Origin of the sequence: Pseudomonas sp. 18173 (genome assembly GCF_050432945.1) — a bacterium.
Lineage (GTDB): Bacteria > Pseudomonadota > Gammaproteobacteria > Pseudomonadales > Pseudomonadaceae > Aquipseudomonas.
This window is the reverse complement of record NZ_JBKFTN010000019.1, coordinates 38,310-49,344: the sequence shown is the minus strand read 5'-3', so window position 1 is coordinate 49,344 and position 11,035 is coordinate 38,310. Positions and strand designations below refer to the sequence as shown.

The window sequence follows — 11,035 nt, the reverse complement described above, 5'->3', positions numbered from 1 at the left end:
AAAGTTTTGTAGGGCGTTAAACCTGTATCGGAGGCATCGCATTTATTGGGGTGTCGACGGTTTTTGACGGCTGTCGTATATAGGAAAATGTGCGATATCGAGAATGTCGCCAATCAGCTCCAGCAAACCTTTCGCCGAGTTGTATGCGACATCGATGGCCTGGCGTTCCGGGTGCTGATGATCAAGACGCTTGAGCGTCAGTTCAAGCATGCCAATGATTGCATTCATCGGCGTGCGGATCTCATGGCTCATCGTCGCCAGAAACGTGCTTTTGGCCCGGTTGGCGTTATCGGCGCGCTCTTTCGCGCAACGCAGGTCATCGAGCAGTTGTCGCCGGTCGCTGATGTCGATCCAGCCACCGATGATGCCTTGCACTGTTGCGCTGGAATCCCGATAGGGAAGAATCCAGTGATAGATCGTCAGTCGCCGGCCACCAATATGCAGCTCGCGATCGACTATCAACGGTTTGCCCTCAGCCACTACGCGTTGGTAGTCAGCCTGGTACTCCCGGGCTTCGAACACATTGTTCATCGAGCCCTGCATGACGCTTTTGCCGATGACATCTTCACGCCTGGCACAGAACACTTGCAGGTAACTGTCGTTGCAACTTTGCAGCAGCCCCTGGCGATCACGTACATAGATCGGGTGGGGCGTGCCATTGACCAGCGATCGCATGAACTCGAACTGATCGTTCAGCGCACGCTCTGCGGCCTTGCGTTGCTTGATCTGGCGTCGCATGTAGTCGTTCCATGCAATGGAAATCAGCAATAGCACGCCTGCACCGATGACGATTTGGTAGAACAGTCTCTGATAGTTGCGCCAGGTGCTTTGCGAGGACGCCGAATAACCGCGCCAGCGACTGTTGATGATGCCCAGTTCCTCGGGGGAAATGCTAAGCAAAGCTTTGTCGAGAATCGCATTCAGCTCTTTGGCGCCCCGAGCGGTGGCCAGGGAAAACGCTGCCTGCTCGGTGCCAATGGTGGTACTGATTTGCAATGTGTGCTCGAACAGGCGCGACGAAATGAAGTAATTGGCAATGACCAGTGAGTTCACCGCGCCCTCGGCCTGACCCTCGGCAAGTAACTCTACGGCGCTGAAGGTGTCCGGGGTCTCGATCAACCTGATCCGGGGGAATTCTCTGCGCAGGTAATCCATGAGTGGATTGCCACGGGCAATGGCCAGGCGTTTGTCCTGCAACTGCTCGAGGTTGGCCGGGCTGTCGGCGGCTTTGCGGGTCAGCAGGACGTAGGAATTTTCCAGAAAGGGGCGGGTAAAGTTCAGTTGGGCTTGGCGTCGGGCAGTGGGGAGCAATGCGGCGATCACATCGGCCTTGTTGTCCCTGACCTGCCTGATCATTTCGTCATCGCTGCGACTGTGCTGGATATCGAAGCGCAAACCTGTGCGCAGCCTGATCAGCTCGAGCAAATCAGCGGTGACCCCGCGAAAGTTACCATCACTGTCGAAAAACGACAGTGGTGCAAAGGCTTCATTGACGACGACGCGCACGATCGGGTGGTTTGCCAGCCAGTGTTCTTCCCGGTCAGTGAGTTGCAGCTTTTGATCGGTCAGCAAAATGTCGCTACCGGCGCTCCAGCGTTTGGCGATGTTTTCCCGTTCACTGGAGGGGATGGCCCTGATCATTGCGTTGATGATGCCAAGCAGTTCGGGGTTGTTCCTGTTAACGGCAAAGCTGAAACCATGGGCTTCCTGTTTGCCGAAGTTGGCCATCCGGATATTGTTCAAGTACCCCTTGTTGATCATGTAGTGAGTTGAAATCGTGTCACCGAGAAACACGTCCGCCTGATCGAAAGCCACGGCGTTGATCGCATTCTGGTAGGACGGATAGGACGTGATGATCGCCTTCGGGTACAACGCCTTGACTTCCGCCAAAGGCAAGTAGTGATACAACATGCTCAGGCGCAATCCGGACAGGCCATCGGTGAGGGATCGGGCTTCGCCTTCGCGGGTCACCAACACGGGTTGGTCGACGGCATAGGGAATGGACAGTGCAATGTTGGCATTGCCGGCTTCGAATCCATTGGCGGTGCCAAGCAGATCCACTTCGCCGTTCTCCAGTGCAGCGATCGCGGCGCCTCGGGAATTGAAGCGCTTTACCTTGACGGGCAAACCGGTTGTTTTTTCCAGGAGACCGGCGTAATCGGCGGTAAACCCTTCATAGTCCTGACCACTGGTGGTCAGGTCGAAAGGGGGATAGTCCGGGGCTGACGTGCCGAGCGTCAGTTGATCTTTGTGTTTTATCCATTGTCGCTGGGATTCATCCAGTGGAACCTCCAGCGCCCCGGCCTTCGATCGGCTGAGCAGCGTATAGTGTTCATTGGCCGGTGCCCCGAACAATGAGGTGCTCACGCATAGACCTGCGGTCACTTGAATCAGATAGACCTTCAAACGGCTGGGCATCCAGGTTCTCACACTAGTGCGTTACGTTTTGCCATCTCGATGAGTTCAACCAGGGATTTGGCCTTGAGTTTCTGCATGAGACGCTTCTTGTAAGTGCTCACGGTCTTGTTGCTCAGAAACATGCCCTTGGCGATTTCCTTGTTTGTGCGACCTTGGGCAAAAAGTTGCAGGACCATCAGTTCCCGATCGTTTACGGACTTGAACAGTTCCAGTTCGATGCAGCGTGTTTCATCTCCGCGGACGGGGTTCAAGGCCTCGCTCGGGAAATAGTTGTAACCTGCAAATACCGCTTTTATGGCACTGACCAGTTCACTGATGTCCTCTTGTTTGCAGACATAGCCCGATGCACCGGATTGCATGCAGCGAATACCGAAAAGTGTCGGGCATTGTGCTGTCAGTACCAGTGTTTTAAGTGGAGTGCTCATTGCGTTGAATCGGGATAGCACTTCCAGTCCATCCAGTTTTGGAATGCTGATGTCGAGAATGACCAGGTCTGGCATGCATTCGCGAACCATCTGCATGGCGTCGACCCCATTATCAGTTTCGCCGACGACTTTGTAACCTTCATGTTCCAGTAACATTCGAACGGCAAGGCGGATAACCGGGTGATCGTCGACAATAAAAACGGAGTTCATAATCAAGTCCCATGCGAGCTCAAATAAAGCGCGCACCTTAGCTCAGATACTTGTAGGGGCGCATGAACTGACTGAGTCGTAGCAGCAATATAGGAAAAGTCCTACAGATTAAAAGGAATAGGACTACGTATTAACTAGGTTTCTTGTTAGGAATGTTGAGAAAGTGTTGTGGCTGGAGGTGCGTTAAAAGGAAGATGTTTGTAAGTTTTACATTGTGTGGTTTTTATATTTTATAGATGTATTTTTATATTGGTGTCGAGGTCAATAGGTATCTAAATTCAGATTGTTTCAAAGGTTTTATCAAATAGCCCAATAATGGCAGCTCATACTCAGTAGCCGTTTTTACAAGTTCATCCAGTTCAAACATCGTCAGGCTGCTCAGAATGATTGCCTGCCGGATCAGCCCTCGCTGGCTGGCGAAGCGGACCAGATCGAGTCCCGTCAGACCGGGCAGGCATTGATCGCATAAAAGTACATCGAACGGCTGCTCGGCCCCGAACATATGCTGCAAGGCGCCTTCGGCACTGTCGGTGGTCGTCAGTCGGGTGAAGCCATAACTTTCCAGCAGGTATTGAGTGGCTATAAGTTGGAAGGGGTGGTCCTCCACCACGAGGATGCGTAGATCGTCTTCGGCCATGGTGCGCACTTCATCTGTCGAACAGAAAGGAGGGCGATTGTTTCGCGAGCGTGTCGGACAAGCGATCAGTTTGCTCGCCATGTGTTGTAGGGCGATTCGACGAAGTTTGAGTGTTGTCGGACTTTGAAGGGGGATCAGCCATAACGAATGCTGTAATGGCTGATCAATCGATACGCCTCAGTGGCCGCCGCGCCCGGTCATTTCCAGGGCCATGTCACTGGCATAGCTGTCGGTCATGCCGGCGATGAAATCGATCATGCGCAAAAACGAAGTGTGTAACGGGCCGTGGGGATCGGGTGCATTGTTGCCCAGCAGGTCAAGGATGCGCCGGCTCTTGAACGACGGGGTCCGCCCGTTGTGCTGCTCCAGCGCTGCTCCGCAAAAGGCGTTGAGCAGGATTTCCAGCGTGGTGTAGGCACCGATCTCGTGCAGGGTCTTGCGCTTGTCCTGGAAGATTTTCTTGCGGGCCATGTCCTTGGCGTTCAGTACGCAGCGCTTGGCGGGACCGTGCATGTGCTCCACCAGGTCGCCGGGCAATGTACCGGCCAGCAGCGCGTCCTGTTGCTCGACGAAGGCGCGGGCCGCGGCATTGGTCAAGTGTTCGATCGCCTTGCCGCGCAGGATCGCCAGCTTGCGTCGACGCGAATCACCGGGCCCGAGCTGGCGGTAAGTCTCCGGCAAGTCATCGCCCACAAGGCCCAGCAGCAGTGACTCGACTTCGGCGTATTCCAGCAATTCCATTTCCAGGCCGTCCTCCAGGTCGATCAGCGCATAGCAGATGTCGTCGGCGGCCTCCATCAGGTACACCAGCGGATGCCGCGCCCAGCGTTGCTCCTCCAGTTGCGGCAGGCCGAGTTTATGGGCGATCTGCTCCAGTAGCGGCAGCTCGCTCTGATAACAGCCGAACTTGTGCTTCTTGTATCCCAGCGAGTCGGCGTGCCTGGCCGTCCATGGATATTTCAGGTACGTGCCCAGTGTTGCGTACGTCAGTCGGGTGCCGCCGTCGAACTGGTGGTATTCCAGTTGAGTGAGTACCCGAAAGCCCTGTGCATTGCCTTCGAAATTCAGGAAGTCATTGCGCTCGACTTCACTCATTGCATCCAGCCAGCCACGGTCGGCGGCTTGCTGGAACCAGTGACGGATCGCGTCTTCACCGGAGTGGCCGAACGGCGGGTTGCCGATGTCGTGTGCCAGGCAAGCCGATTGCACCACCATCCCCAGGTCGCTGGGTTCGCACCAGTCGGGCAAGGCGTTGCGAATGGTTTCGCCGACCCGCATGCCCAGTGAGCGACCCACGCAACTGACTTCCAGCGAGTGGGTCAGGCGCGTATGAATGTGGTCATTGCTGGACACCGGATGGACCTGGGTCTTGCGCCCGAGGCGACGGAAAGCCCCCGAGAAGATGATGCGGTCGTGGTCTTTGTGAAAAGGGCTGCGGCCGAGTTCTTCAGGGCTGTGCAGCGGTTTTCCGAGACGTTCGCGGGTAAGCAGGGTTTGCCAATCCAAGGCGTGGGCTCTCCGTCGGGTGACTGATGGCCTAGCTTCCCGTTTCGCGCCATGACCTGCAAGCGGAACTACAACCGGCTGCGCCGATATCGATGAGCAGCAGGCGTACGGGATGCCCCCCTCGATAGAGGAGGGCATCCCGTCGACATTGCAAGGAATGCAGCCGCAAAGATGCTGATCAGTCTTTGCGCGACGAACCCTGCATGATCAGTTTGATCAGCGGCCCCAGTGTGGTGCCCAGGCGGATCAGCCGGGACAGGCTGCTGAGGCCGCCACCGTTTTTTGCACCCTTGCCGGTCAGGAAGCCCAGCAGGGTGACGACGGCCACGCCCCAGAGGGGGGCATGTTTGATGCCTAAACCGTCCTGCAGGTTTTGCGTCATCCCGCGCACGCGTTGCAAGGGTTGCAGCAGTTGCGCGGACTCGTGGCGGATTTCCTGGCGATGCATTTCCATGCGCAGGCGGATCAGGGCCTTGCGCATTTCCGTGCGGGAGCTGTTGTGTGGCAATTCAGGCAGGCTCATGGCAACAGGCGCTCCCGATCGTTGGCCAGCTCTTCCAGTGTGCCGTGGAAGGGCGAGGACTCATCGAAAATCGCCGCTCTCAAGCGCATTCCACAAAATATCGCGGCGAGGGTGTAGAACACGCAGAGGCCGATGATGGCGGTCAGGCGATACGTGTCCCAGAACACGATAAGCACCAGTGTCGACAGCCCTACCAGCAGCAGCAAGGCAAACACCAGCGCCAGGCCGGCAAACAGCAGCAGGCTGACGGTACGTGCCTTCTGTTCCTGCAGTTCGATGCCGAACAGTTCGACATGGCTGTGCAGCAACCCAAGGAAGGCCGCACCCAGGCGCCGCGATGAGGAGCTGGTTCCCGTTGCAGACGGGCCGGATTCACCGATCGACATATCAGCGCCGGCTAGCCAGCAGACCGATCAGGAAGCCCACGCCGGCCGCGATCCCGACGGATTGCCAAGGGTTGGCCTGGACATAGTCTTCCGTGGCGGTGACTGCAGCCTTGCCGTGTTCGCGCAGGGAGTCCTCGGTCAGTTTGAGGGTTTCACGAGCACGCAAGAGACTGTCGTGAATCTGCTCGCGCAACTCGTCGGCCTGATCCCCGGCCAGGGTCGCGGTGTGCTCCAGCAACCGCTCGGTGTCACTGACCAGTGTCTGAAAATCGTTCATCAGGATTTCTTGAGCGGTCTTTGCCTGGGTGCGGGCCATGGGGATCTCCATAAGTGGCTTTCTGATGCGTTCGAGTATGAGCCTTCGGCGAAGGTTCAGTTCTAATGACTGGTACAACTTTTGCTGTGTCGTGGTGCGCCGGTCGGCACCATTGCGCTATAGCCGGGCATGATTTCAGTAAAACCGTAGGACCAACAATCAAAAACTCGCGTAAACGTCCGGGGCGCGTTTTTCCTGGGCGGTGTCCGTGCGCCAAAGTGGTTCGGCCAGATCAGTCCGCTGATGCTTCGAAGCCGCAACTTGGTGCATGGGCTGTCATCGCGAACTGCTTTGGTGCTTTTTTCTGCCATAAGGTCTGCCCATCCCATGGAAAACCTGCAAAGCGCTGTGGACACCCTGGTCCATAGCTCCAACACGCTGTTCATACTGATCGGTGCGGTCATGGTCCTGGCCATGCACGCCGGTTTTGCCTTTCTCGAAGTCGGAACCGTACGCCAGAAAAACCAGGTCAATGCGTTGTCGAAAATCCTCAGCGACTTCGCTGTTTCGACACTGGCCTACTTCTTTATAGGCTATTGGATCTCCTATGGCGTGACGTTCATGCAACCGGCGGCCGTGCTCAATGCCGACCATGGTTATGGGCTGGTGAAGTTTTTCTTCCTGCTGACCTTTGCCGCGGCGATTCCGGCAATCATTTCCGGAGGGATCGCCGAGCGCGCACGGTTTGTCCCGCAACTGTGCGCTACTGCGTTGATAGTCGCGTTCGTCTATCCGTTCTTCGAAGGCATGGTGTGGAACGGCAACCTGGGTTTGCAGGCCTGGCTGCTGGAGCGCTTTGGCGCCGGTTTCCATGATTTCGCAGGTTCAGTGGTGGTGCATGCCATGGGCGGTTGGCTGGCACTGGCGGCGGTGCTGTTGCTCGGGCCGCGCAATGGCCGTTATCGCGACGGGCGGCTGGTCGCGTTCGCGCCATCGAGCATCCCGTTTCTGGCGTTGGGCTCGTGGATCCTGATTGTTGGCTGGTTCGGCTTCAACGTCATGAGCGCGCAAACCCTGCAAGGTGTCAGCGGTCTGGTGGCGGTGAACTCGTTGATGGCCATGGTTGGCGGTACGGTGGCGGCACTGATCGTCGGGCGCAACGACCCGGGCTTTCTGCACAACGGCCCGTTGGCGGGGCTCGTGGCAATCTGTGCCGGATCCGACTTGATGCATCCTGTAGGGGCGCTGGTCACCGGTGTCATCGCGGGCGGACTGTTTGTCTGGTGCTTTACCGCAGCCCAAGGCAAGTGGCGCATCGACGATGTGTTGGGTGTGTGGCCGTTGCATGGCTTGTGCGGCGTGTGGGGCGGCATTGCCTGCGGCATTTTCGGCCAGGGCGCCTTGGGCGGGCTGGGCGGGGTCAGTCTGATCAGCCAGTTGATCGGCACTGCACTGGGCGTCACTGTGGCGCTGGCCGGCGGGTTTGCGGTGTACGGCGTGATCAAGGTGCTGCATGGATTGCGCCTGAGCCAGGAAGAGGAGTATTACGGCGCGGACCTGTCGATCCACAAGATTGGCGCCGTGAGCCAGGACTGACCCGGGTCGCTTCATTGTCGGCGGCATCGGGGTGGGGGGGGCTCAATGGCTCGACGGTTATTCGAGGCCGGCCTAGAATGGTCACTTCATTATCAGGTTGAGCACTCATGCTTCCCGAATGTCAGCTGTTCGGCACCCTTGGATGCCATCTCTGTGAAGTTGCCGAAGCCATGCTGATGGAGTTTGTCGAGCGCGGTCTGCTGGTGGAACTGGTGGATATCGCTGACGATGAAGCGTGGTTTGCAGCCTACAGCCTGCGTATTCCGGTATTGCGGCGAGTCGACTCCGGCGCTGAACTCGGTTGGCCGTTCAGTGCCGATGAGGTGGTGGCGTTCCTGCGATAAGCGATTTTTGCGCTGGCGGCATGTCCCGCCTGTCGAACTTTGCGATTGATCCCCTTGGCTTATCCGGTGTTGATCGGATACTGTATGCGCATACAGTTATTCGCGGTGCCTGCCTTGCCGTTGCCGGTTTTCGGGCGCGAGCAGGCAAGCCGGGGCGTGAGAGGGATGAATCGTGGTCAATGTCGAGCAGTTGAAGAACAGCGTGAACCGGATGTCCGCGGACGTCGTGCGCGAGGCCGTCCTTGAATTGCGTCTGGATGGTCTGGTGACCGAGGGGAAAACACCCTTCAACAAAACGCATTTCAATACCTGTTTCGCAGAAATCGAAGCCTTGTTTCAACGCGCGGGCTATCACCGACAACTCGATGTCGTGGGTTATCAGGGATTGTTGTACGCCCTGTATGACCCCGCTCGCTGGGAGGCGGTCGATGTGCTGCGCTGGCTCAAGGAGTACACCGAAGCGGCGGCGCGCGCACAGATCCCGGCTTGAGGAATCTTAGGGGGCGTTCTCAATTAGTTTTCACGCCGCGCCGGGCCTGCTGTTGTGCAGGGCAAGGCGCGAGAAGCGTGGTTTGGTCATTCCAAATAAGCTTCGAGCAACGCAGCCCTGCACAACAGCAGGCCCGGCCCTTCGGGTTGTGCCTTAAAACGGGCCAGGCTGCGTTGCAGGCCTTGGAAAGGGAACACCATTTCCAGCGGCCTGCGCCTTGCCTGGCCCGCTTTAAGGCGACAACGCGACGGGAAAACTAATTGAGAACGCCCCCTAGGTTCGTACCCCTTGCTGTTGGATAATGCCGCCCTGCACTGAGGGTTAGAGCTTTCGTATGTCCACTTCTTCTTTTTCCGCGGCACACAGCCAGGCCAGTACGCTCTACTTGCCACCTGGCCCGTGGCAGACCGTTGTCGATTGCCTGTGTGAGCATTTCAGCGCCATCGGTCGTGAACAATGGCTGGACAGAATCGCCCGCGGCCGGGTCCTCGATGGGCAGGGCATGCCGATTGCCCTCGACCTGGCCTACAGGGAAGGGTTGCGGATTCATTATTTTCGCGAAGTGCCGGATGAAAAGCCGATCCCGGTGATCGAATCGATCCTGTACGCGGACGAGCATCTGGTGGTGGCCGACAAACCACACTTTCTACCCGTGACGCCGGCTGGCGAATACGTCGAACAGACCCTGCTCAGGCGCCTGATCCGTCGCCTGGACAATCCGCATCTGGTGCCATTGCATCGCATCGACCGGCATACCGCGGGGCTGGTGCTGTTTTCCGCCAATCCGCAGAGTCGTTCGGCTTATCAGTCGTTGTTTCCAACCCGGCAGATCGAAAAACGCTACGAGGCCATTGCACGAGCATTGCCTGACCTTGTGTTCCCGTTGGTCCATAAAAGCCGGCTGGTCGATGGCGAACCGTTCTTCCGCATGCAGGAGGGGCCAGGGGCCAGCAACACCGAGACTGCGGTCGAAGTCAGGGAGAAACAGGGGGATCTCTGGCGTTATGGCCTATACCCGGTGACGGGCAAGAAACATCAGCTTCGGGTACATATGGCGGCGTTGGGAGCCGCTATCTGCAACGACCCGTTTTACCCGCAGGTGCTCAAGGATGCGCAGGATGACTATGCCAATCCTTTGAAGCTGCTGGCTCAGGGGCTGAAATTCATCGATCCGGTCACAGGCCAGGCGCGAGAGTTCGAGAGTCAAATCACCCTGCAATGGTGATCGGCAAGCGCCCCTGAAGCGCTGTTCTCCAGACATGAAAAAGCCCGCATCAAGCGGGCTTTTTCGTATCCGGTGGAGCCTGGATTACAGCTCTTTAACGGTGCGAACCTGGTCTTTGTTGATGCGGGTCTGCTTGCCGTCGAGCTGTTCGAATTCGTAGAAACCGGAATCCTTGTCGAACCGTGGCGTGTCGACGGCCTGAATTTCGCGACCGTCATTCAAGGTGATCACTGTGGGCGATGCACAACCGGCGAGGGTGGCGAGGCCGAGTGCGAGCATGAAAGTGGCGAGGGTCCGTTGAGTCATGAGTGTGTCTCCGAATAGGAATTCTTTGGTTACTGAGCTTGAGACGTACGCTGTCCGCGCAAGTTCCTGATTAATGTCAGTCTGGCACAGTGTCATGACCGCTTAACAGTTCCGGCGTGTTGAGGTTCGCCAGCCGAGGGTCCTTGTCGGGACATTGCAACGAGGTCGCACCGAGCTTGCGCATCAACCGGCCAGGGCTGCGCTCACCCTCGTTCCAGGCATTTTCAAATGCGGCCCTGTGTAGCACGGGAATCACACACAACAACGGCTCCCAGTGGCCATCATGTCGCACCATCAGTGGCTTGTCCGGATGCAGGTTGGCGGTCTCGCGCATGTTGTCGATCAGCGCAGCATCGATGCCCGGGACGTCACAGGGCAGGACCAGCAGATGGGTATGGCGAGCAGCTTTCAGGCCTGCCCGAATGCCCGCAAGAGGCCCGGGGAAGTCGCCCTCATCATCGTGGACCAACTGGTCGGCGTAGGGCGCATACTTCTCAAGGTTGCGATTGCAGGAGATGATCAGGTCATCGGTCAGCGGGCGGGCCTTGCGGTGCAGATGCGCAATCAGGGGGGCGCCTTGCCAGTCCAGCAACCCTTTATCCTGCCCTCCCATGCGTTGGCCGCGCCCGCCCGCCAGGAGCAGAATGGAGCAGGGCGGCAATTGAGAATTCTTGATCATGGCAGGTCTCCATGGGAGCGGCGAAGAAACGGAG

General features: G+C 57.6%; 12 protein-coding genes and 1 pseudogene. 4 read left to right on the top strand and 9 right to left on the bottom strand.

The genetic code is table 11. From position 1 onward, the window contains the following. Positions 1 to 90 precede the first annotated feature (90 nt). The 7 genes and pseudogenes from ACLD1X_RS20710 to ACLD1X_RS20680 all read right to left on the bottom strand — a co-directional run. Positions 91 to 2,418: pseudogene (locus ACLD1X_RS20710) on the bottom strand (transporter substrate-binding domain-containing protein); the annotation flags it as partial. 8 nt (positions 2,419 to 2,426) lie between these two features. After that, a complete protein-coding gene (locus ACLD1X_RS20705; RefSeq protein ID WP_008002663.1) occupies positions 2,427 to 3,053 on the bottom strand; it encodes a response regulator transcription factor in 627 nt (208 codons plus the stop codon). 244 nt (positions 3,054 to 3,297) lie between these two features. Continuing rightward, positions 3,298 to 3,690 carry a response regulator gene (locus ACLD1X_RS20700; protein ID WP_429370796.1) on the bottom strand — a complete coding sequence of 131 codons (393 nt, stop codon included), beginning with the start codon at positions 3,688 to 3,690 and terminating at the stop codon, positions 3,298 to 3,300. A gap of 177 nt (positions 3,691 to 3,867) precedes the next feature. Continuing rightward, the gene (locus tag ACLD1X_RS20695; protein WP_429370794.1) at positions 3,868 to 5,196 is read right to left on the bottom strand and encodes a deoxyguanosinetriphosphate triphosphohydrolase; all 1,329 of its coding nucleotides are present in this window, start codon (positions 5,194 to 5,196) and stop codon (positions 3,868 to 3,870) included. A gap of 178 nt (positions 5,197 to 5,374) precedes the next feature. Continuing rightward, the gene (locus ACLD1X_RS20690) at positions 5,375 to 5,719 is read right to left on the bottom strand and encodes a hypothetical protein (RefSeq protein ID WP_429370792.1); all 345 of its coding nucleotides are present in this window, start codon (positions 5,717 to 5,719) and stop codon (positions 5,375 to 5,377) included. Beyond that, the gene (locus ACLD1X_RS20685) at positions 5,716 to 6,105 is read right to left on the bottom strand and encodes a phage holin family protein (RefSeq protein ID WP_429370790.1); all 390 of its coding nucleotides are present in this window, start codon (positions 6,103 to 6,105) and stop codon (positions 5,716 to 5,718) included. The genes ACLD1X_RS20690 and ACLD1X_RS20685 overlap by 4 nt, the downstream gene beginning before the upstream one ends. A gap of 1 nt (position 6,106) precedes the next feature. Beyond that, the gene (locus ACLD1X_RS20680) at positions 6,107 to 6,421 is read right to left on the bottom strand and encodes a DUF883 family protein (protein WP_046040614.1); all 315 of its coding nucleotides are present in this window, start codon (positions 6,419 to 6,421) and stop codon (positions 6,107 to 6,109) included. Positions 6,422 to 6,748: 327 nt separating this feature from the next. On the opposite strand from ACLD1X_RS20680, the gene ACLD1X_RS20675 reads away from it, so the two are divergent. The 4 genes from ACLD1X_RS20675 (at position 6,749) to ACLD1X_RS20660 (ending at position 10,016) form a co-directional block, all read left to right on the top strand. Beyond that, positions 6,749 to 7,957, top strand: coding sequence for an ammonium transporter (locus ACLD1X_RS20675; RefSeq protein WP_429370787.1), 1,209 nt, complete (start codon positions 6,749 to 6,751; stop codon positions 7,955 to 7,957). Between the two features lie 107 nt (positions 7,958 to 8,064). Continuing rightward, the gene (locus ACLD1X_RS20670; protein WP_429370785.1) at positions 8,065 to 8,301 is read left to right on the top strand and encodes a glutaredoxin family protein; all 237 of its coding nucleotides are present in this window, start codon (positions 8,065 to 8,067) and stop codon (positions 8,299 to 8,301) included. 172 nt (positions 8,302 to 8,473) lie between these two features. Beyond that, positions 8,474 to 8,791 (top strand): transcriptional regulator, encoded by a 318-nt coding sequence (locus tag ACLD1X_RS20665; protein ID WP_095946326.1) that lies wholly within the window; start codon positions 8,474 to 8,476, stop codon positions 8,789 to 8,791. 334 nt (positions 8,792 to 9,125) lie between these two features. Further along, positions 9,126 to 10,016: a pseudouridine synthase gene (locus tag ACLD1X_RS20660; RefSeq protein ID WP_429370783.1), complete on the top strand. Its 891-nt coding sequence runs from the start codon at positions 9,126 to 9,128 to the stop codon at positions 10,014 to 10,016. 84 nt (positions 10,017 to 10,100) lie between these two features. Here ACLD1X_RS20660 and ACLD1X_RS20655 read toward each other — a convergent pair whose 3' ends face one another. After that, positions 10,101 to 10,322, bottom strand: a complete 222-nt coding sequence (locus tag ACLD1X_RS20655) for a YgdI/YgdR family lipoprotein (RefSeq protein ID WP_429370781.1) — start codon at positions 10,320 to 10,322, stop codon at positions 10,101 to 10,103. Between the two features lie 76 nt (positions 10,323 to 10,398). Continuing rightward, on the bottom strand, positions 10,399 to 11,001 hold the full coding sequence (gene mobA / locus ACLD1X_RS20650; protein ID WP_429370779.1) for a molybdenum cofactor guanylyltransferase MobA: 603 nt from the start codon (positions 10,999 to 11,001) through the stop codon (positions 10,399 to 10,401). Positions 11,002 to 11,035 lie beyond the last annotated feature (34 nt).